General features: G+C 59.9%; 14 protein-coding genes. 10 read left to right on the top strand and 4 right to left on the bottom strand.

The genetic code is table 11. The annotated features are described in order from the left end of the window. Positions 1-139: 139 nt before the first annotated feature. The 4 genes from AC5FXY_RS00625 to AC5FXY_RS00640 all read left to right on the top strand — a co-directional run bounded on the left by AC5FXY_RS00625 (position 140) and on the right by AC5FXY_RS00640 (position 7470). On the top strand, positions 140-1051 hold the full coding sequence (locus AC5FXY_RS00625) for an ABC transporter ATP-binding protein (protein WP_493554691.1): 912 nt from the start codon (positions 140-142) through the stop codon (positions 1049-1051). After that, the gene (locus AC5FXY_RS00630) at positions 1048-4671 is read left to right on the top strand and encodes an ABC transporter permease/M1 family aminopeptidase (RefSeq protein WP_493554692.1); all 3624 of its coding nucleotides are present in this window, start codon (positions 1048-1050) and stop codon (positions 4669-4671) included. The genes AC5FXY_RS00625 and AC5FXY_RS00630 overlap by 4 nt, the downstream gene beginning before the upstream one ends. A 351-nt stretch (positions 4672-5022) precedes the next feature. Continuing rightward, positions 5023-5916 (top strand): carbohydrate kinase family protein, encoded by an 894-nt coding sequence (locus AC5FXY_RS00635; RefSeq protein ID WP_493554693.1) that lies wholly within the window; start codon positions 5023-5025, stop codon positions 5914-5916. Between the two features lie 132 nt (positions 5917-6048). Beyond that, positions 6049-7470, top strand: a complete 1422-nt coding sequence (locus AC5FXY_RS00640) for a Glu/Leu/Phe/Val family dehydrogenase (RefSeq protein ID WP_493554694.1) — start codon at positions 6049-6051, stop codon at positions 7468-7470. On the opposite strand, the gene AC5FXY_RS00645 is transcribed toward AC5FXY_RS00640, so the two are convergent. Then, positions 7446-8384, bottom strand: a complete 939-nt coding sequence (locus tag AC5FXY_RS00645) for an alpha/beta hydrolase (RefSeq protein WP_493554695.1) — start codon at positions 8382-8384, stop codon at positions 7446-7448. The genes AC5FXY_RS00640 and AC5FXY_RS00645 overlap by 25 nt on opposite strands. A 318-nt stretch (positions 8385-8702) precedes the next feature. Here AC5FXY_RS00645 and pulA point away from each other — a divergent pair, with 318 nt between their 5' ends. Next, positions 8703-10718, top strand: coding sequence for a type I pullulanase (gene pulA, locus AC5FXY_RS00650; protein WP_493554696.1), 2016 nt, complete (start codon positions 8703-8705; stop codon positions 10716-10718). Positions 10719-10849: 131 nt separating this feature from the next. On the opposite strand, the gene AC5FXY_RS00655 is transcribed toward pulA, so the two are convergent. Then, positions 10850-13573 (bottom strand): S8 family serine peptidase, encoded by a 2724-nt coding sequence (locus tag AC5FXY_RS00655; RefSeq protein ID WP_493554697.1) that lies wholly within the window; start codon positions 13571-13573, stop codon positions 10850-10852. Positions 13574-14051: 478 nt separating this feature from the next. Here AC5FXY_RS00655 and AC5FXY_RS00660 point away from each other — a divergent pair, with 478 nt between their 5' ends. Next, positions 14052-14696, top strand: coding sequence for a sce7726 family protein (locus AC5FXY_RS00660; RefSeq protein WP_493554698.1), 645 nt, complete (start codon positions 14052-14054; stop codon positions 14694-14696). Here the strand turns inward: AC5FXY_RS00660 and dinB are convergent. Both dinB and AC5FXY_RS00670 read right to left on the bottom strand, forming a co-directional pair. Next, positions 14693-15733: a DNA polymerase IV gene (gene dinB, locus AC5FXY_RS00665; RefSeq protein ID WP_493554948.1), complete on the bottom strand. Its 1041-nt coding sequence runs from the start codon at positions 15731-15733 to the stop codon at positions 14693-14695. The two genes, AC5FXY_RS00660 and dinB, sit on opposite strands and share 4 nt — an antisense overlap. 179 nt (positions 15734-15912) lie before the next feature. Beyond that, on the bottom strand, positions 15913-16110 hold the full coding sequence (locus AC5FXY_RS00670; protein ID WP_493554699.1) for a hypothetical protein: 198 nt from the start codon (positions 16108-16110) through the stop codon (positions 15913-15915). Between the two features lie 373 nt (positions 16111-16483). Between AC5FXY_RS00670 and AC5FXY_RS00675 the strand changes: the two genes are divergently transcribed. From AC5FXY_RS00675 to AC5FXY_RS00690, 4 genes are all read left to right on the top strand, one after another. Further along, a complete protein-coding gene (locus AC5FXY_RS00675) occupies positions 16484-17356 on the top strand; it encodes a hypothetical protein (protein ID WP_493554700.1) in 873 nt (290 codons plus the stop codon). Positions 17357-17761: 405 nt separating this feature from the next. Continuing rightward, a complete protein-coding gene (locus tag AC5FXY_RS00680) occupies positions 17762-20863 on the top strand; it encodes a T9SS-dependent M36 family metallopeptidase (protein WP_493554701.1) in 3102 nt (1033 codons plus the stop codon). 246 nt (positions 20864-21109) lie between these two features. Then, entirely contained in the window at positions 21110-22126 is a 1017-nt protein-coding gene (locus AC5FXY_RS00685) for an NAD(P)/FAD-dependent oxidoreductase (protein ID WP_493554702.1), read from the top strand. A 148-nt stretch (positions 22127-22274) separates the two neighbouring features. Next, entirely contained in the window at positions 22275-22613 is a 339-nt protein-coding gene (locus AC5FXY_RS00690) for a 2Fe-2S iron-sulfur cluster-binding protein (RefSeq protein ID WP_493554703.1), read from the top strand. Positions 22614-22619 lie beyond the last annotated feature (6 nt).

Consider the following 22619-nt stretch of genomic DNA (forward strand, 5'->3'; position numbering starts at 1 on the left):
TCGTCACAAGCTCTGCCCTATCCGTCACATTTAGTTTACGCCCTTGCGGTGCCTGCCTAACCTTGCTCCGTGGCTGATCTGGTGCCCTACCAACACCCAGGTAACACCCGATCAGCAGTACCGCTAACTACGTGAACTCATGGAGCTAACTATCCGCAACGTTTCCAAAACGTACCCCAACGGCACCCGTGCGCTGCGCGATGTGTCGCTGAGCATTCCGCCGGGCATGTACGGCCTACTGGGCCCCAATGGCGCTGGCAAATCCACTCTGATGCGCATCCTGGCCACGTTGCAGGAACCCGACGCGGGCGAAATTCACCTCGGAGGCATCGATGTGGTGCGGCAAAAAGACAAGCTGCGCAGCACGCTGGGTTACCTGCCGCAGGAGTTTGGGGTGCACCCCAACATGCGGGCCGAAGACCTGCTCGATTACTTTGCCATGCTGGAAGGCATGACCAGCCGTGCAGCCCGACGCGAAGTGGTGGAGGTACTACTCCGCAAAACCAACCTTTGGGAACTGCGCCGACAGAAGCTGGGTGGCTTTTCGGGCGGCATGCGGCAGCGCTTCGGGGTGGCCGTAGCCTTGCTCGGCAATCCGCGCCTGATGATTGTGGATGAGCCCACGGCAGGCCTGGACCCGGCTGAACGAGTGCGTTTTTTGAACCTATTGAGCGAACTAGGGGAGCACAGCGTGGTCATTCTGAGTACGCACATCGTGGAGGACGTATCGGAGCTGTGCACGCGCATGGCCATCGTCAACAGCGGCGAGATTCTGCTGGAAGGCGAGCCACTCAGCGAGGTGGCCGCGCTTCGGGGCCGCATCTGGCGGCGCGTGACTACCCGCGCGGAGCTGCCAATACTAGAACAGGTGTACGCCGTCATTTCGACCAAGCTGCTGGCCGGGCGCACGCTCGTGCATGTGTACAGCGAGGAGCATCCTGGCCCCACGTTCGAGGCCGTGGAACCAGACTTAGAAGATGTGTACTTCAGCGTCATGGCCGGGCATCGCGGCCAGCTTGTGCGTCAACCTCAACTGGTAACGGCCCGATGAAACTCTGGGGAATTTTCCGCTTCGAGGTAAGCTACCAGCTGAGCCGCGTGGCCACCTGGGTCTACCTAGCCGTGTTCTTTGGCCTCACCATCTGGCTCAGCCTGGGCTTTATGGACGATGCGCGCCAGGGCGATTTTTATTTCAACTCGCCCATCATCATTGCGGCCCTCACCATCATCACCAGCCTGCTGGGGCTGCTGGTAAGTGCTGCCGTGGCCAGCGACGCCGCCACCCGCGACCTGCATACCCGCCTGGCACCGCTGCATTACACCGTACCCATCAGCAAGGCCGAATACCTAGGCGGGCGGTTTCTGGGGGCATTCGCAGTCAATGCCCTGCTGTTCTTGGTGGTGCAGCTGAGCCTTGTGCTTGTTGGCTGGCTTCCGGTAATGGAACCCGGCCTTTGGGGGCCGTTTCGGCCGGCTGGCTACCTAGGCGCCTACGTGCTGCTGGCCCTTCCCAATGCTTTTGCCGCTACGGCGCTGCTTTTCACGCTGGCGGTGCTCAGCCGCCGGGCAGTGGTCAGCTACGTGGGAGCCGCTTTGCTCTTCGGCCTGACGTTGGTAGCCCGGGAAGTTGTTGCAGGCCATTTCGGGCAGTGGGAACTAGGCAAGCACCTCGACCCGGTGGGCTTTACGGTGATGAGTGCGCTGTGGCGCACCTGGACGCCCACGGAGAAAAACACGTTGCTAATCGCTGCGGAAGGTGCGCTGCTCACCAACCGCTTACTGTGGCTGGGCATTGGCCTGGGCGGGCTGACGCTGGCTTATGCTCGCTTCCAGTTTGCTCACCACGCGCAGGGTGGCGGATTCAGCCATTGGCTTCGTCGGCTTGGCCTCAGGATACCCAACCACCCCGCACCCGTGCCCACGCCCCCAGCGGCGGCCTACGCATCGGACAAATGGAGCTACGAGGCTGCAGTGCCCCAAATTGGAGCCGACTTGCCGCTGAGCGCACGGCTGCATCAGGTATGGGGCATTGCACTACGCTCGTGCCGAGAAATCCTGACGAGCCGGCTAGCCATAGCGCTGCCGCTGGTAGCGGTGCTGCTGGTTATTGTGGGTCCTGAGCTGCTGGAAGGGGAGCTGGGCACGCCCAGCTTGCCCAACACAGGTCGCATCACCGCCTTTTCGGGGCAGCTGATCGTGGACATAATGATAGCCACGCTTACCACCTTGTTTGCCGGCCAGCTGGTGTGGCAAGAGCGTGATGCAGGCCTGAGTGAATTGGTCGATTCCTCGCCAGTGCCCACCTGGGCGGTGTATACCGGCAAGTTTCTGGGGCTAGTGCTGATGCTTGTGGCCCTGCAGGCCGTGGTTATGGCCTCGGGCATTATCGTTCAGCTGCTGCAAGGGTATTATCACTTTGAGATTGGCCTCTACCTGCGCGTGCTGTTCGGCTTCCGGTTGCTGAATCACCTGCTATTTGCGGCGGTGGCCATGGTGGGGCACGCGCTGTTACGTGATAAGTACACAGGGCACATGGTGGTGTTCTTGGTATACCTCTACACGGCTTACGCCGAGCAGCTCGGCATCGAGCACAACTTACTGATTTACGGGTCCGACCCCGGCCTGCGCTATTCCGACATGGGCGGCTTCGGCGCCTTTGTTGCGCCGTGGCTATGGTTTAAGCTCTACTGGGTTGGCTGGGCTTTGCTTTTTTCATTGCTGCTGATGCTATTCTGGGTGCGGGGCCGTGAAACCAGCCTTAAAGCGCGTATGCAACTAGCACGTCGGCGCTTCACACGGGGCCCTTTGGTAATAGCAAGCGCTTCGGCGGGGCTTCTCCTGCTGTTTGGTGGATTTATTTTCTACAATACCAACGTGCTGAATACCTACCGCTCGGAAGCAGCCCGTGCCGCATTACAGGCCACGTACGAACGTCGCTACGGCCGGTACCGAGCCGCCGCTCAGCCGCTGCTTACCGGCACCCAGCTGCACGTAGAAATGTACCCGGCGAAAGGCCGGGCCGAAGTGCGTGGCACCTACCGCCTCGTCAACCAGAGCAAAGTGGCTATTGACTCCATTCACCTGGTTTCGCACTCCGAGGCACAAACCAAATCGGTGCGTTGCGACCGGCCAGCGCGCGTAGTCCTGACCGATGCCGCGCTCGGCTACCACATCTTGGTGCTGGCAACGCCGCTGCAGCCCGGCGACACGTTGCGCCTGCATTTTGAACAGGCGTTGGGCTCCCGTGGCTTTACCAACAGCAGTTCCCGCGCCCCCGTGGTGCCCAACGGCACTTGGCTGGAAAAGGACTGGCTGCCAGCCGTGGGCTACCAGCCGCGCCGCGAATTGCACAACGCCGGCACGCGCCGCCAGCATCGTTTGCCCGCTCGCCCAGCCGTGCCGACCCTGCACGATGCGGCGGCGCGGCACAACCTGACTGGCCGCGAGCGAATCGATTTTGAAGCCACCATCGGAACCGATGATGGCCAGACGGCGGTGGCGCCCGGCACCCTACGCCACACCTGGAAGCGGCCCGGTCGCCGCTACTTCCACTACGTTGCTACCTCCCCCATTCGCAACATTTACGCGTTGTTCTCGGCCCGCTACGCGGTGTATGAAACGCGCTGGCGCAACATCCCGATTCAGGTGCTTTACCACCCCGGGCACAGGCACAACCTGAAGCGCATGGTGCAAAGCCTGCAAGCCTCGCTGGCCTACTATACCCAGCAGTTTGGCCCTTACCAGCACGATCAGCTTCGGCTGGTAGAAACGCCGGGCGTTAACAGCAGCACGCGCCTGACGGCGTATCCCGGCACCATCATGTACACGGAGAACTTTGCTATGGTTGATCCGCGGGAAGACCAGCGCCACCTAGATTTACCTTATGCCGTGGTAGCCCACGAAGTGGCGCACCAATGGTGGGGTCACCAAGTGGTACCTGCTCAAGCCGAAGGCGGCGCGTTGCTTAGCGAAAGCCTCGCCTGGTACAGCGCCATGATGGTCGTGGAAGCCAGCTTTGGGCCAGAGCACCTGAACCGCCTGTTGCACATGATGCGCCGCGAATACCTTAGCCCCCGTCCGGAGGCTGATGTACCGCTATTGCGCGCCGCTGACTATTTCGGGGTGTACCGCAAAGGCCCCTTCGCGATGTATGCGCTGCGCGAATATGTCGGCCAAGAGCCCATCAATACGGCCCTGCGGCGGCTGCTTCACAGGCACGGCGCTGGCAATCCGCCCCTGCCGGTTTCGCTCGATTTGTACCGGGAGCTGCAGGCCGTCACGCCCGATTCACTACGCTACTTGCTTACCGACTTGTTTGCTCGCAACACATTTTGGGAATTACAGGCTAAACAAGTCCATACCGCGCCCCTAAGCGGCGGCCGTTGGCAGGTGCGCCTCGAAGTGCGGGCCCGCAAGGTGACGGTGGACAGCACGGCCATCGAACACGAAGTACCCATGAATGACTGGGTAGAAGTGGGCGTGTACGACGAAGCGAGCAAAGAGCTGTACCGCCGACAGCACCGCTTCAAAGCCGGCACGCAGACCATCACCATCACCGTTCGCTCAGAGCCTGCCGAAGCGGGTATCGACCCGCGCCGCTTGCTCATCGACCGGAATGTGGATGACAACTTCAAGCCCATTCAGCGCAACAACCAGCCACCGGCCCTGTAGCTAATTCATGCGGTGGCCCCTGACTACAAGAAAGAATTGGTTTCCTTCCTCTACTGAGGAGGGAGACCAGCTTTCGTTATGGTCCTTAACCCGCGGCAGGAGCTAACAGACTTTTATACTCTCGCCTGATCATAACACGCCGCGCGGGTGCGCGTGAAATGCCAGGGCCTACGCCACCCTTACCTACCCCGCTGACGTGCTAATGCGACGGAACAAATGCGTTTTGGGAGCTATTGGCTTGCTTACGTCTGGACCAAGCAACGGAATTGAAAACCCAGGGCAGGCATACCATGGCCCATCAAACGTATGTTGCCAGAGGTAGAATCAACTCTTCACAAATAGACCTCCTCCATGTCCAACCCTAAAGTTGTCTGCTTTGGCGAAGTTCTGTGGGATGTGCTTCCCTCCGGCAAACAGCCCGGCGGCGCGCCCTTCAACGTAGCGGTGCACCTGCGCCAGTTTGGCGTGCCGGCGCAGCTCATCAGCCGTACCGGCGACGACGACCTAGGCGCGGAACTGCGCCGTTTTATCACTTCCAAAGGTTTAAGCACCGATTCCGTACAGCTCGCTTCCGACCACCGGACAGGCGTGGTACACGCCAACGTAGACGACGCCAACGAAGTAACTTATGATATTGTACAGCCCGTGGCCTGGGACTATATCCAGCCCGATGCCGCGCTGGATGCCTTGGTAGCCCAAGCCGATGTATTCGTATTTGGGAGCCTGGCAGCCCGCAGCACCGTCACCCGCCAAACTTTGCATCGGTTGCTCGAGCGGGCCCGCTTCCGTGTGTTTGATGTAAACCTGCGGCCGCCGCACTACAGCCGCGCCTACGTGGAGCAGCTGCTTGGCCAAACCGATTTGGTCAAAATGAACCACCACGAGCTGGCCGAAATCATGGGCTGGTTCGGGTTGAAAACCGACCAAGCCGCCGCCATGCAGTGGCTGGCCGAGCAATTTCAGCTGCAAGCGGTGTGCGTCACGCGCGGCGCTGAAGGCGCCGTGCTCTGGACCGGTGGTCAGCTTTACCGGACCGCCGGCATACCAGTGCAGGTGCACGACACCATCGGTAGCGGCGACTCTTTTCTGGCAGCGTTGCTGAAAGGCTGGTTGGTCGGTCAGGAACCGGGGGCATGCCTCCGATTTGCCAGTGCTACTGGTGCACTAGTAGCCACGTACCCGGGTGCCACGCCCACCATCACGGAGGCCGAGGTGCAGGAATTTCTCGCATCTCGGGCAGTCTGATGCCACTTAGCACGCTTCCAAGTATCAACGGGTTTGGCTGCTGTAACAAAGGCCTGATTTATCATTTCCCCACAACTGAACTGTACTTTTCCTCGTTGGAACCAAGATACTCCCACCCTAATCCTAGTTCGTATGAGCCAGCCAATCCAGGGAAAAGATTTCTACGACAGCGTACTGCAGTTCTACGACCAAGCTGCACGCCATTCCAAGCTTGACCCAGGCATTCTGGCGCAGATCAAGGCCTGCAACAGCATCTATAAGGTAAACTTTCCGGTGGAGGTGGATGGCCACGTACAGGTATTTGAGGGCATTCGGGTACAGCACAGCCACCACAAGCTGCCCAGCAAAGGCGGCATTCGCTACAGCGTGCACGTGGACGAAGATGAAGTAAAAGCTCTGGCCACGCTCATGACCTTCAAATGCGCCTTGGTGGACGTACCGTTCGGGGGCGCCAAGGGCGGTGTAAAACTCAACCCTCGTACCACGCCGGTGGACGTGCTGGAGCGCGTGACGCGCCGCTACGCCAGCGAGCTGATCAAGAAAAACCTCATTGGGCCGGGCACCGACGTGCCGGCACCCGACTACGGCACGGGCAGCCGCGAAATGGCTTGGATAGCCGATACCTACCTCGCCTTTAAGTACGGTGACACCAACGCGCTGGGCTGCGTCACGGGCAAACCCGTAGGCCAGGGCGGCATCCGGGGCCGGACCGAAGCCACCGGCCTGGGCGTGTTCTTTGGGCTGCGCGAGCTATTTGCGGACGAGGAAATGCTCAAGCCGCTGGGTTTGAGCACTGGCCTGGCCGGCAAGCGGATCATCGTACAGGGCCTCGGCAACGTGGGCTACTACGCGGCGCACTTCCTGCAGCAGGAAGGCGCAATCATTACCGGTATTGCCGAGCGCGAAGGCGGCCTGTTCCACGCCGATGGTCTCGACGTAGAAGCCGTGATGAAGCACCGCACCGACAGCGGCTCCATTCTCAACTTTCCCGGCGCCGAAAATATTGGGGACTCGGCCACGCTGCTGGAGCGCGAGTGCGACGTGCTGCTGCCAGCTGCCCTGGAAAACCAGATTCACGAAGGCAACGCTGGCCGCATTCAGGCCAAAGTCATTGCCGAAGGCGCCAACGGCCCCGTGACGCGCGGTGCCGAGCTGATCCTGCTGGAGCGCGGCGTGGTAATTCTGCCCGACCTGTACCTGAATGCCGGCGGCGTAACCGTCTCGTACTTCGAGTGGCTTAAGAACCTTTCCAACGTGCGCTTCGGCCGCATGGGCAAGCGCGCAGAAGAAGCCTCGCTGCGCCGCTTGGTCAACACCATTGAGCAAACCACCGGCAAGAGCATCAGCGCCCAGGAGCGCGACCTGATTGTGCGCGGGTCCGACGAAATCAGCCTTGTGCGCTCGGGCCTGGAAGACACCATGATCTTGGCCTACCACGAAATTCGGAGCGTGATGAACCAGATAAAAGGCATCACCGATATGCGCACGGCAGCTTTCTACAGCGCCATCGAAAAAATAGGCATCAGCTATCAGTCGCTGGGCATCTTCCCATAAGGCGCCGTCTGTTGCCTGGCCACGTTTTCCGGCGCTGCTCCCACAAACGGGAGCAGCTGTCGGTAGATGATGTTGCGCTTCCAATACATCTGCAATATCATGGGCACATGCCTTCGGGTGGGCTGCAGGGTATAACCGGGCGTGTGACCCAGCGCCAGCAGCCGCTGCCGAAACTCCTCGCTGCTATTGATAATCGAGGGGTACGACTTGCCGCCGACGAAGAGAAGAAACGGCGGACTTTGCGGCGTCAGGTGGTGATAGGGCGACACCTTTCGCCACACGCTGGAGTCGCGACCGAAGGAAGTATAGTAATCCTCGTCGCCGGGGTACTGCAGGCGCAGCAAGTAATTATACATATTGAGACCGGCCGGGTCGTTAAGAATAGCGCCACGTACCGGGTTTTTCGGTTGCCCGTGGCGGGCGAATAGTTCGCCGTCAGTAGCCAGCAAGGCCGCTAGTCCGCCGCCGGCCGAATGACCCATGGTGAAGATGCGCTGCGCATCGCCGCCGTACTCGCCGATGTGTTGCTGCGTCCAAAGCACAGCGCGGGCGCAGTCGTCGGCCATGGCGGGCACTTGTACCTGCGGTGCAAGGCGGTAATTGATGATAACGGCTACCACCCCTTGTTTGGCGAGGCGGCGCCCGATGTAGGCGTAAATGTTCTTGCGGCCGCTGTTCCAGTTGCCACCGTGGATAAATACTACTACGGGCAGCGCCGTAGCCGAACGCCGCCGCGGTGCATATACATCAAGCAGATGCCGCTCGGCGTCGAAGTCAGGGGCTTGGGGGTTGACGTAGGCTATGTCGGCGGTGCGGAGGCTCGGGCGGGCGGTGGCGTATTCGCCGGCGCCTATCAGCAGCGCAGCACCCAGCACCAGGCCGGCTGAAACGGAAAACAAACGGGAAAAACGCATAAGAAACAGGTAAGCCGGCGTGGCGGAGTCAGCAGCTATACGCTAGGGTAAGTGTAGGCGGTTTGCTGATAGCGAGTAAACCTATATTGATGGCTCGCCTTAAGGAGGATTTGCAGGGTCGGAAGTTGCTCCTTTAGCGCGGCAGTTTGGCCGAGCTATTCTTTCGGCCCGAGTGGCGTACTTATTAATTGGAGCTACAAATAGTCCCGTTCCTCATTTGAGAAGGCAGCAAGCTTCAGCCACTAATTCTGCGACTCGACCAGCATAAATAAACTCCGCAACAAATAGCAACACTTCATTACTCTTTCTACTGCTGTCATGCCCGAACTTGCGGGCATGAACCGCCTCCTGCTGCTCTCCCTGCTGTTTTTGCTTCGCCCCATTTTTGCTACTGTGGCCCAAGCGCTGCCCGACTTCGCTCAATACCCGGTCTACAACGGAACTGACCTCGGCCTGACGTTTGCCCAAAAGCTGGGCACTTTGCGTGTGTGGGCGCCGACGGCCGAGGCCGTACAGTTGCGCATCTACGATGCCGGGACCGGCGGCTCGGCCCGCGCCACTTTTCCCATGCGCAAAGCCGAAGGAGGCACCTGGACTTACTCATTGCCCGTCGGCACCACCGGCTTCTATACTGTGCAGGCTACTATCGGCGGCAAAACGCTGGCTGAAGTAGCCGACCCATATGCCAAAGCGGTAGGCCTGAACGGTGTGCGGGGCGCCTGGCTCGACCCGGAGACCGTAACCCCGGCCGGCTGGGCACAAGACAAGCGCCCACCGCTCAGGCATGCCACCGACATTGTCATCGGTGAGATTCACGTGCGCGACTTGTCGGTGCACCCCCAGTCGGGCATCCGGCAGAAAGGCCAGTTTCTCGGCTTCACTGAAACCGGCACCCGCGGTCCGGGCGGCGTACGTACCGGCCTCGACCACCTCGTGGAAATGGGCCTGACTCACGTGCACTTGCTGCCCACCAACGATTTCGCCTCCATCGATGAAAGCCTCTCGCCCACGAAGCGCCCCTTTAACTGGGGCTACGACCCGCTGCATTACTCTGCGTTGGAAGGCTCCTACGCCTCCGATGCCGCCAACCCTACGGCCCGTATCCACGAGTTTAAGCAACTGGTTCAGGCACTGCACCGCCACAACCTGCGTGTGGTGCTCGATGTAGTGTACAACCACACCGCCGGCGCTAACCGTCACCCTTTCGAGCAGTTGGTGCCCGGCTACTACTACCGCCATACCCAGGATGGCCGCTTGTCCGATGCCGCTGCCTGTGGCAACGAAGTCGCTTCCGAACGGCCCATGGTGCGCAAGCTCATTGTGGAATCCGTCGCGTATTGGGCCCGCGCATATCGTGTGGATGGGTTTCGGTTTGACCTGATGGGTATTCTGGACCTCGAAACCATGCGCGCCGTGCGTACGGCGCTGGATCAGCAGGACCGTTCCATTTTCGTGTACGGCGAAGGCTGGACCGCCGGCGCTAGCCCCTTGCCGGAAGCGCAACGCGCCGTGAAGGCCAACGTGTTGCGCCTTGACCGCGTGGCTGCCTTCGGCGATGAGCTGCGCGACGGCGTGAAAGGCCACTGGGCCCGTCAGACCGAGCCCGGCTTTGCCAGCGGCCAACGCGGGCTGGAGGAAAGCGTGAAGTTTGGCATCGTGGCTGCCACCCGGCACCCGCAGCTCGATTATCGGAAGGTCAATTACTCGCAAGCGCCGTGGGCAGCCACGCCGGCGCAGGCCATCAACTACGTGGCCTGCCACGACGACCGGGTACTCTGGGACAAGCTGCAGGTAGCTAATCCGGGCGCCTCCGAAGCTGAGTTGATCAAAATGGATGTGCTCAGCAACACCATCGTTTTTACCTCGCAGGGCGTACCCTTTTTGCCCGTCGGCGACGAGTTCCTGCGTACCAAGGGCGGTTCGCACAATTCTTACAATCAGCCTGACAGCGTGAACCAGCTCGACTGGGGCCGCAAGCAGCGCTACGCCGCCGTATACGACTTCTACCTCCGCCTCATTGCCATGCGCCGCGCTCATCCGGCCTTCCGCCTGCCCACCCAGGAGCTGATTCAGCGCCACCTAGAGTTTTTGCCCAATCCGCCCGCCGGCACCATAGCTTACCGCCTCCGCGACCACGCCGGCGGGGATAAATGGCGGAACATTGTGGTGCTCTTCAATGGAAACCGCCAAGACGCCCAAATCAGCATACCCGCCGGTAGCTACACCGTGGTGCTCCGCGGCGACCAGCTGAATGAGCAGGGCCTGGAGAAGCTGCAACAAACGACCGCGCCGCTGGTGCTGCCCGCTTCCACCGCCATGATTCTGGTGCAGTAGCTACAATTCGGGTGAGTTAAGTTTCTTATTGTCATGATTTGACAGCGCTTCGCATAACTATTAATGAAAAGCCATAAACACAAAGCCCCGCTGAATTCAGCGGGGCTTTGTGTTTGAAAGGCGGCAGCGGCTTACTGCACTACCAATTGCTTGGAAGTTACTTGCTTGCCGGTCTGAACCTTAAACATGTAAGTCCCGCTCGACAGGCCATTGCCATCCAGCTTCACTTCATGCTGCCCAGCCGACTGCGCCTTGGCTACCAGCGTCCGCACCTTGCGCCCCAGCACGTTGTACACCTCTACCGTCACGAAGCCATCCTGCGGCACGGTGTAAGTGATGGTGGTGCTGCCAGCGAAGGGGTTTGGGTAAGCAAAAGTACCTTGCTCCATCGTGGCCGTAGCTTGGCTGGCTACCGTGCCGCGAGCGGCCGGCTGCGTTAGCGCTTCCCACTGCGCGAAGGTGCGCGTCACAATGACGGCGAAGTCACCACGGGTAACGACCTGCATGGGCTTGAAGGTGGCATGCAGCTTGGGCTGCAGATCGAAGGGCCCCTGGGTGAGGGTGTAGAAAGCGTTGATCAGGTTCAGCTCCAGCGCTACACTCACGTAGCCTTCCATACCGGCCGGAATCTGGCTGGCATCGTCTACTGGAATGCTGCGGCCATCCACGGTTACCGTTACGGCGCGACCGGTGCGAGCCAATGCCTGCTGCTGCAGACCCAGACCTTGTACCAGCGAGTAAGCCAAGGCGGCACGGTTGACGGCGGCAGTGGGCGCAAACTGGCCCGTAGCCGAAGGCATCATTACGCCGCGGAAAGCGTGCTCCCGGTCGCGCAAAACAGCACCACGGGCCGTTACCGATTCGGCCAACAGCAGGTCACGGCCTTGTACATCGGTGTAATTGCGGGTGCCGTTGGTGGGCAGGAACTGGCGTACGCCCTGGCCCATCAGCAGATAATCGGCCAGCTGAATGCGAGTCAGCACATCGTTGGGCCGGAACCCACCGCTCAGGCCATCTGCCAGCCGCGAGGATACAGCCATTTTGATAGCGGCTTCAGCCGGGTGGCCAGCAATGTCGGCCAGACCAGCGGTACCGGCGGCGGTGAGCATGCTGATGTTGCCGCGGATGTTTTCGGGCAACGCTACTGCACCGCGCAAGCCCTCAATGGCCACTCTCCAAGTGCCAGGAGCCGGCGACGCCACGCTCACGCCGCGGTCGTAGTACAAAGCAAACAGCGCGCTAATGCCCGAGCTGTAGCGGGTGCCGTCGGGCGCAATCAGCACCAGGTTCACGGGGTTGCCGGTTTCGCCCACGGTGCCAGCGGCAATAGCCTTAGCCTCTAAGCTGGTTACGCCGCTGCCCACGGTAAAGGTGGTGCTGTTGGCAGCCGTAGTCAGCGGGTTGTAGTTGACGCTGAACGGCGTATTGGTAATCTGAGAATTAACGCTGCTGTTGAACGTGCGCGTCAGATTCACCGTCGGGCCGTAAGGTGTGCTCTGGAAAGCATGATCCACGGCGGCGTAAGCATTAATGTAGCCGGCGCCCACTTCCCACGACTCACGGCCGGGCATGTTGGTAGCCGTCTTTTCCAGGATCTGCTTTACCTGCATGGGCGAGAGCGAAGGCTTGGCCTCCAGCATCAGCGCCACTACGCCCGCGGCGTGCGGTGTAGCCATGGAAGTACCGCTCATGTGGGTGTAGAAAGGCACGTGGGCTGGCTCGAGCTGCTCCACATCCATCTGTGCGCCCAGCGAAGCCACCGGCGCGATGACGCGGGTTGAAACCACATCTACCCCGGGGGCCACGATGATGGGCCGGTTCTCGAAGGTCCAGCTTTGACCATCGATGGTGAAGGTGCCGCTTTCGTTTTTCACGCCGCGCGACGAGAAATCGGCCAGCTTGCCATTCTTGTCGCCAGCGCCCACCGAAATAACCCACGGCGCCACGGCATAGGGGTTGTGCGTATCGGAGCTGGGTCCTTCGTTGCCGGCCGCAAACAGCGCTACGATGCCGCGGTCATAGGCTTTCTTGGAAGTGATGTTGATCGGGTGCTCGGGATTGAAATCACCTGATGAGCCCCAGGAATTGCTGATGACGCGGATGTTGTACTGCGCCTGGTGCGTGAGGGCGTAGTCGAAGCCGCCGATGCCGTCCAGCACGAACAGCGCGCCGCCCGAACCGTAGCCGATCAGCGAAGCACCGGGCGCTACGCCTTCGTACTTGCCGCTGGATTTGGCGCCATTGCCGCCGATGGTGCCGGCGCAGTGGGTACCGTGGCCCGAGTTGGTGTCGGTATTCACCACTCCTTCCACGTACGTCACGGGCAGCAGGTCGCTGTAAGCCTGCAGATTGGTGCTGCCCAGCACGTTTTGCACCAGGTGCGGGCCGTACTTAATGTCGTCGTGAGTGCCATCGACGCCGCTGTCGTTGACCACTACGCCCACGCCTTTACCCGATACGGGTAGGCCGTTATTGCGGGCAGTCAGGGTTTGATCGAGGCGCAGGCGCTTCACGCCAGTCAGGTGCGTGTCGTTGTAGTTGTAGTACGAGAGGCGTTTGTTAAGGAAGATGGAACGGACTTCGGGGCGTTGGGCCAGGGCTTGTACCTGGGCAGAGGTAGCCAGGCTTCCTACGATGGGCAGCGCCCGGAACGTAATGCCTTTGGTGATACCCAACTGCTGTAGCAAGCTCAGTTGCTGCGGCGCCGGAGCGCCGTTGCCGTGGAAAGTAATTACGACCGAGGCGGTGGGGTTGGCTTGTAGGGCAGCCCGAACTTCGGGGTCTACCACGGCTTGGGCCAGCAGGCTGCTGCTCGTCAGGCATGCCAAGACGAACGCCGATAAATGTTTGGTCATGTAGGGAGTTGGTTGGAGTGAACAATGACCGGAAAAAGCACCCCACCCGAAAGAGCTGAACTAGCCAAAGTTCAATTTCACCCCATGCCATTTACGGCCTGGCCTGACCAGCAGCGACAAGCACTACTGTCCTCCTTGCAAGCGTGTGTTTCTTACGGCGGCTGGTTTATTTACGGGTTCCATACTGTAAATGGTTTTTGCAAATGAGAAATAAAATTTTACACCCATTCTTTTGAACATATCCCAATAAATGCTGCTATTTTAGCCAGCTTCGCCCTGTTTTTATTAGTCAATCCTACTTCCTTTACCCAGAATAGCAAGCAACGTTGACGACTTACTCGGCAAGCATAATTATTAAATATTTACTATTTATTTTCTACCGACGCAGGCTTAGGAAGTGTACTCACACTCGTAGCTTTGCTGAATCACAGGCCTTTGCCACCCGCCGGATAGCCGCGTGCTGTTGGCTCTTGCTTCCATGAACGACCCGGAAATTCGTGCCTTGCTGTATCCGCTGCTTACCGACGGCGTCTACGTCGATGAGCTGCCGACTGCCACCACCCGCGCCGATGTAGTACACATCCGGTCCGAATTCATGCACGGCTACGAGATAAAAGGCGACAATGACACGCTGCTGCGCGTAGCCAAGCAACTCCCCTGCTACACCCGGGCCTACGACTTTGTCACCTTTGTGGTGACGGAAAAGCACGTACCAAAGCTGCTCCCGCTACTGCCCGAATGGGTAGGCATACTGGTAGCCACTCCGGCTGGCCTGCGCCCCCAGCGCCCGGCTCAGTATAACGCCGCCGTGGAGCGCGCCGGCGTAGCGGGTTTGTTGCGCCTCTCGGAAGTAAAGCAGTATCTGATGCAGAACTACAGCCTGCACCACGTGAACCTGCTTCCCCGGCGTGCCATCAGCAAGCTGCTGGATACTGCGCACTCCATTCCGCTTTCCCATCTGGCGCAGTTCGTGCGGCATCAGCTCATGGCCCGGATGCCCCAGCGCCTGGAGGCCCGCGCCGAACGCAAAGCCGAACGCCAGCGCCTGAGCAAGCCGCGGCGCAAGCGTAAGACCAAAGCGGCCCCCAAGCGCAGTACCCGCAAGGCAGCAGCCAGTCACTAAAAAGTCAGCATCAGCTGCCGGCCCACCATGTCCTCAGTGGTTTCCAAGTTCGACAGCGACACACCCAGTAACCGTACGCCTTTGGGCAGAGGCAGCAGGCCATGTATCAGATCCAAGCTGAGGCGCTCCAGCAGCCCGCGGCTAGGTATAGCCCCGAGGCTGGTCCGGCTGCGGGTGATGAGCTGAAAGTCGGCGTACTTCACCTTCACCGTCACGGTGCGGCCCAGCACGCCGGTACGCTGGCAATATTCCCACACTTCCTCCAGGCAGGGCTGCAGGCCAGCTACCAGCTCCTCCAGCGTAGTCAGGTCCTGCTCGAAAGTGGTTTCGGAGCCTACGGATTTGCGCACGCGGTCCGGCACCACGGGGCGGTGGTCTTCGGCCCGGGCAATGGCGTAATAGTAACTGCCTGCCTTGCCGAAGTGCTGCCGCAGAAACGCTTCCGACTGCTGCCGCAGGTCCAGCCCGGTAAAGATGCCCAGCTGGTTCATCTTGGCGGCCGTCACGTTTCCGATGCCGTGAAACTGCCCTACTTCCAGCGTTTCTACAAAAGCTAGGCCCTGCTCCGGCCGGATGACGAACTGCCCGTTCGGCTTGCGGTAATCCGAAGCCAACTTGGCTAGAAACTTATTGTAAGAAATGCCCGCTGAAGCTGTGAGTTGGGTTTCGTCCCAAATGCGGGCTCGAATTTCGCGTGCTATCTGCGTGGCTGACGCTATCTGCTTTAGGTTGTCGGTTACGTCCATGTAAGCCTCATCCAGGGAGAGCGGCTCGATAAGGGGCGTGTACTCGGCGAAAATCGCACGTATTTGTCGCGAAATGGCTTTGTACACCTCAAAGCGGGGCCGCACAAAGACCAGTTCCGGGCAACGCCGCAAGGCTGTGACGGAGGCCATGGCTGAGCGCACCCCAAATTGGCGGGCCTCGTAGCTGGCCGCTGCCACCACGCCGCGCTGCCGCGAGCCGCCCACGGCTACGGGTTTGCCGCGCAGTTCGGGCTGGTCGCGCTGCTCCACGGAAGCGTAGAACGCGTCCATGTCGAGGTGAATAATCTTGCGCTGTGCGTCCGGCCCCACTGCTGCTGTGCTGCTAATCGTATCGACTACGAAGATAAAGCCTGGCGCCCTGGCCTGCGGCATTGTGGCCCGCTATTGCTGGTATTGGCGCCACAGGGTGGCCGGCACAGCCGCCGCTGAATGGTCCTGACCGTGGAGCCCTAATCGGAGGAAAGAGCCGCGCGTTCGTGGGCATCCCGCTCCTCCGACGTCAGGTTTCCCAGCCCAATTGCATCGGCCACGCTGCGTACGCAAGCTCGCATGCTAAGCCCGATGACAAGCAGCAACGCCAGCAAAAGCACTTTGTCGATTGCATGCCGGGCCCACGTCCGCGACTCGGGTGACTGAGGAACGCTCATGCCCAAAAGTAGGTAACAATTTCTTAACCTATGGCTGCACCCCTTGCGCCCATGGGAGTAATGCCAACAAAAAAACCCTGGCTTGCACCAGGGCTTTCTAGTTAGGATAGAGGGTCTTCACTCACCTTGTTAAATCCTGATATAAAAGTTGCTAAGAAAAATCAGACTGCCGCTATGCCTCTTTTATTATTTAAATAAATCACGCAACAAATTCCTGGTGAAACCAGCTTGGCTGCTTGGTCGAGGTGCCCAAGCTCCGTCAAGCTGATGTCAAGATTTAGGCTTGTATAAGGAGCTTAGCGAGGCGCTCGGGCGAGCAACCTTTCGCCGGGGTGGCGGGTAGAACAAGGCCTAACCAAAACCCTTTCGTACCATGGCAAATTACGATCAGTACCGCGACGAGGACCGATATAATAACCGTGGCCGCGACCAGCGCTCCGGCAACGACTACAACTCCTCCGACCGCGACCGATACAGCCGGCCTGACTCCGGCCGCAACCGCCGCGACGAGGACGACCGCAGCCGCATGTACTCCGGCCAAGGGGGCTACGGCCGCGGCATGAGTTCAAACCGCTACTCCGAAGACTTCGGCGGCCAGGGCTACTCCGGTGACCAGCATTCGGGGGCCGACCGCATTCGTTCGCGCTCCGACTTTGGCATGAGCCCGGGCATGGACGATGACAACCGTGGCTACTCGTCGGGCATGGGCAGCCGCGGGCAAACGCAGGGCCGCGGCATGGACTATGGCCGCAATAATTACGACCGTGGCTCCTCAGGCTACCAGCGCGGTGGTTTCGACCAGGGCTCTTACGGCAACCTGAGCGGCGGCAGGGGCAACATGGGCCGGGGCGGCTCATCGGATGATTTTGACACCGACGGCTACGGCCGCAGCAACTTCCGCGACGAGTCGCGCGGCAGCGGTATGCGTGGCCGCGACCAATCCTTCAGCCGGGATATGGAGCGTTATGCCGGTGGGCGAAGCGGCCGCGACGATGCGCGCAGCAGCTACGACAACACCGACAACTACCGGGGCGGTAGCCGCCGCGACACCCGCAACACTGAAGACATGAGTGGCCGCGGCAACTTGACCTATGGCTCGGCTTACGGCTCCTATGACACCTCGCTTTACGGTTCATCGTTCGGAGGCGAATTTACCGACAGCATGGACGATGACTATGGCTACGGCAGCCGCCGCAACCGCTCCCGCGACGATGACGACGACCGCAACAACCGACGCCACCGCTAGTAATCATTAGCCACCGTTTTTACCAAGCCGGCCCGGATCAGAATCCGGGCCGGCTTGGTTGTTTCTACCCCTTGCCTGTCTTTGCCAACTGCAATTTGGCATTATTATACACGGTTAGCCGCATTTAACAGCCTGTTACAGGCACAAACCACTATTTACTCAACAATAACTATCATGGATGAACCATCAACCTCATCATCAATTATGTAACCTTGAAGCACAAAGGTAAATACGTCGTTGCTGAGCCTTACCCTTTCAGGTGCAAGTTGATGGCCGCTGGTACTGATGCAGGCCCACAACGACGCAAATAGTACAATTTGTTGGCTTTTGCATTTATTGCAAAATTCATATTATTTATGATAATAAATTAATACATTCATTCATCACAAACCAAACCCACTACTTATGACCCATTTGCTACGCTTCCTGCACCGGCCTTTGCTCTTGGCCGCCCTGCTGGCGGGTACTCAGTCCGCCATAGGGCAAAATAGACAAGCCGTTCCCGCCAAAAACATCCCCCAGGCTGCGATTGAGCACCTGCGCCAAAACAAACAGGCACTCCAGCTAGCTGATGAAGACTTAACGGACCTAGCCCTGAGCAGCGAGGCCCGCACCACCAGCAATGGCTTGCGGCACCTTTATGTGCAGCAGCGCTACCGCGGCATCGAAATTCATGGTGCCGTATCCACCATCAACATGACCAGCGACGACCGGGTGGTGAGCGTGGGTAACCGGTTTTATCACGAGCTAGGGCGGAAAGCGAAGGCTTCCCAGGACATCATGGCGGCCGACGCCGCCGTAGCCGCCGCCGCCCGGCACCTGGGTCTGAGCGTAAGAGAATCACTGACGGTGCGCAGCCGCAGCAACGAGCCCAACCGCGAAACCGTGTTTAGCACCGGCGGTATCTCGCTGGAGCCCATTCCGGCGAAGCTAGTGTACCAGCCCCTGCCCGACGGCAGCCTAAAGCTGGCCTGGGAAGTATCCATCTACGAGCTCGACGCTCAGAACTGGTGGACCATCCGGCTGGATGCTAGTTCGGGCCAGGTGCTCGACAAAAACAACCTGGTTACCCACTGCGAATTCGACAACCACGGTGCAGGCGGCACTTTCATTGATGGCAAGCGCCAGATAGCTGCTCCGCTGCTGGCCCGCACGGTGGCGGTACCCTTTGCCACTCCCACCGAAAACGCCTACCACGTATTCCCGGTGCCTTACGAAAGCCCCAGCCACGGCCCGCGCGAGTTTGTGAGCGGCACAGTTGCCGATGCCGTGGCCTCGCCCTACGGCTGGCACGACGTCAACAGTGTGGCGGGTGCGGAATACACCATCACGCGTGGCAACAACGTGCACGCCTACGAAGACCCTACCAACAACAACAATACGCTCGGCACGAACTACAGCCCCAATGGCGGTGCTTCACTGTTGTTTGATTTCCCCATCGACTTCACCCAGCAGCCGGTGACCTACCGGGACGCGGCCATTACCAACTTGTTCTACTGGAGCAACATCATGCACGATGTGTGGTACAAGTATGGCTTTGACGAGGCCAGCGGCAACTTCCAGGTAAACAACTACAGCCGCGGCGGCGCCGGCAACGACGACGTGCGCGCCGAAGCCCAAGACAGCCGCAACATCGCCACCACGCGCAACAACGCGAACTTCTCCACGCCCACCGACGGCAACCGCCCGCGCATGCAGATGTACCTGTGGAGCGGCATTCCCGACCGGGAAATGTTCCGCGTGACTTCGCCTGCGGCGGTGGCTGGCTTCTATCCGGCCGTAGAGGCCACGTTCGGACCGCGTCTGACGCCTACGCCCATTACCGGCAAGCTGGCGCTGGTAGCTTCCAGCACCGGCACCAGCCAGGAAGGCTGCGGCACGCTGACCAACGGCAGCGACATCAGCGGCAACATTGCCGTGGTGTACCGCGGCAACTGCGACTTCTGGCTGAAAGTGGCCAACGCCCAACAAGCCGGCGCGCGGGCTGTGGTGGTCATCAATAACGTACCTGGCGCCCCCAGCGCCATGGGTGGCACGCCCACTACGGCCATTACCATTCCCTCGGTGATGATCAGCCAGGCTGACGGCCAAAGCATCCGGCAGCAGCTGGACGCAGGCCAGGAAGTAACCATCGCGCTGAAGAACAACGGCTCGGGTCCGGAAATCGACGGTGACTTCGACAACGGCATCATTGCTCACGAGTACGGCCACGGTATTTCCATCCGTCTTACGGGCGGCCGACTGAATTCTGGCTGCCTGAGCAATGCCGAGCAAGGTGGCGAAGGCTGGAGTGACTGGTTTGGGCTGATGCTGACCATGAAGCCCGGCGACACGGGCGCCAAAGTGCGCGGCATCGGCACCTATGCCCAAGGCCAGCCTACTACGACCCGCGGCATTCGTCCGGCACCTTACAGCACCGACTTTGCGGTGAATAATTACACCTACGCCGCCACCAACAATACCGCGCTAAGCCAGCCGCACGGCATTGGCTTCGTGTGGGCTACCATGCTGTGGGACCTAAACTGGGCGTTCATCAACAAGTATGGCGTAAGCACCGACCTCTACAACGGCACCAAAGGCAACAACATGGCCATGTACTTGGTCATCGATGGCCTGAAGCTGCAGCCTTGTAGCCCTGGCTTCGTAAATGCCCGGGATGCCATTCTGCAGGCCGATCAGCTGCGCTATGGCGGCGCCAACCAGAAAATGATCTGGCAGGTATTTGCCCGTCGTGGCCTGGGTTTCAGCGCGTCGCAGGGCTTGTCAACCAGCCGCAGTGACCAAGTGGAAGCCTTCGACATGCCGCCCATGTACGCCTGCGTGCCGCCCACTATTACGGTGGTACCCATGTCCAACGTGTACACCGGTGGCGACAACAACACCCTGTACCTGGGCTACGGTCCGCAAAGCGTACGCCTGCAAGCCAACGGTACCAACATCACCACCTACAGCTGGTCGCCGGCTACTGGGCTAAGCAACGCAAGCGCTGCCAACCCGGTGTTCACGCCTACTACAGCCGGTACCTACACCTTTACGGTGACGGCTACGGATGCCAACATGTGCGTGGAAACGGCTCAAGTAACTATCACTGTGCTCGACGTCCGCTGTGGCAATAAAAACGACAAAGTCATGGTGTGCCACAACGGCAGAGAACTATGCGTGGATGCCACCGGCGCGGCCGACCACCTGGCCCACGGCGACCGACTGGGCAGTTGCAATGCTACGGCCAGCACCCGGACGGTGTCTGATGCCGTGCTTACAGCAGCTCCAAACCCTGCTGCTGCCCGCACCACCCTCGCCTTCGAGCTGCCCCAGGATGGTCACTACCGCCTGGAAGTAGTGGATATGCAAGGCAAAGTGGTAGCTGTACTGGCCGAAGGCGAAGGCCGCGTCGGTCAGGTATACCAGTACGAGTTTGTGAAAGGCCAGCTCCGTGGCGGCCTCTACATTGCTCGCCTGGTAACTGACAAAGCCAGCAAGTTTACGCGCATCGAGCTGCGGGACTAACCTATTCCTTTCCCAGCCAACGGGCGGGCGCACTGAAGTGCGCCCGCCCGTTGTGCTTTAAAGCCCGGGCTGACCCAGATACGGCTTCTTTATGGCCGGGCGGCTATGTTTTAACCGAAGCGCCGTACCTTTGCCGACGTTTTTGCGCACGCAGCAACCTCTTGCCCCCGGCAGTGGTTATCTACTTGATTCCAACGGAAGAGCGGCCTGTTTTGCAGCCGTCCCGCCGCCTGTTTTACCCTTGTAATGCACCCTACCATTTCCACTGACATCTGCATCATCGGCGCCGGCCCCGTGGGGCTGTTTGCCGTCTTCGAAGCCGGTTTGCTTAAGCTCCGCTGCCACGTAGTCGACGCCCTGCCCCAAGTAGGCGGGCAGCTGTCGGAAATCTACCCGAAGAAGCCTATCTACGATATCCCGGGCTACCCCGAGGTGCTGGCCGGCGACCTGGTTCAGAACCTGATGCGCCAGATCGAGCCCTTTCACCCCACCTTCACCCTGGGGGAGCGGGTTGAGAAGTTCGAGAAGCTGGACGACGGCACCTTCCACCTCACCACCACCGATGGCACCTTGATCCACTGCAAGGCTATTGCCATTGCCGGCGGTCTGGGCTCCTTTGAGCCCCGCAAGCCTGCCGTCGAAGACCTGGATAAGTACGAAGGCGGCCGCGGCGTGTACTATATGGTGCGCGACCCGGAAACCTTCCGCAACCAGCGCATCGTCATTGCCGGTGGCGGCGACTCGGCCCTTGACTGGACCATCTTCCTCGCCAACGTCGCCAAACAGGTAACCCTGGTACACCGCGGCACCACCTTCCGCGGCGCTGCCGACTCGGCCGAGAAAGTGAAAGCCCTGCACGATGCCGGTAAGGTGAACTTGGTCCTGAGCTCCAACGTGACTCACGTGCACGGTCAGGAAAACCTAGAAGCCGTTACCATCACCGCCAACGACGGTTCTACCAACACCATCACCGTTGACAGCTTTATTCCGCTGTTCGGCCTCACGCCCAAGCTCGGTCCAATTGGCGACTGGGGCCTGGAGCTGGAAGACGACGCTGTGAAGGTGAACACGCTGGACTACTCAACCTCGGTGCCCGGAGTGTACGCCATCGGCGACATCAATACTTACCCCGGCAAGCTGAAGCTCATTCTGTGCGGCTTCCACGAGGCGGCCCTGATGGCCCAGGGTGCTTACAAGTACATGTTCCCCGATAAGAAGTACGTGCTGAAGTACACCACCGTGAACGGTGTACCTACGCTGTAAGCGGTTATCAGCTCTATCGTAGACAAGAACCGGGCACCGATGCAGGTCGGCTCCCGGTTTTTGCGTTTTTTCGCACCGGCAATAGTACCTGCCGTTTGTTCGCGTACGCGTCACGAGCAGTCAACATCGAAAACGAGTAACTCCTGATATGAGCCTGGAAGAAGTAAACGAAGTCCGCGTATACGTAGAAGAGGCCCCCGGCCAGCGCGTGGAACTGGTAGCCCCTACCGACATGAGCCTGAGCCTAATGGAGGTAATGAAGGCCTCGGGCTACGACATTCAGGCTACCTGCGGCGGCATGGCCCTGTGCGGCACTTGCCACGTAGAAGTGCTAGCCGGTCCCGAGCTACCCGAGCCTGGGGACGACGAAATGGCCATGCTGGAGTCGTTGCCGATCATGTCGAACGGCAGTCGCCTTTCCTGTCAGATCCGCATCACGCCCCGCCTAGATGGGCTGGTGGTGCGCCTGATGCCTCAGAACGTGTAAGTATTC

It is taken from the genome of Hymenobacter sp. FMD4 (assembly GCF_058932745.1).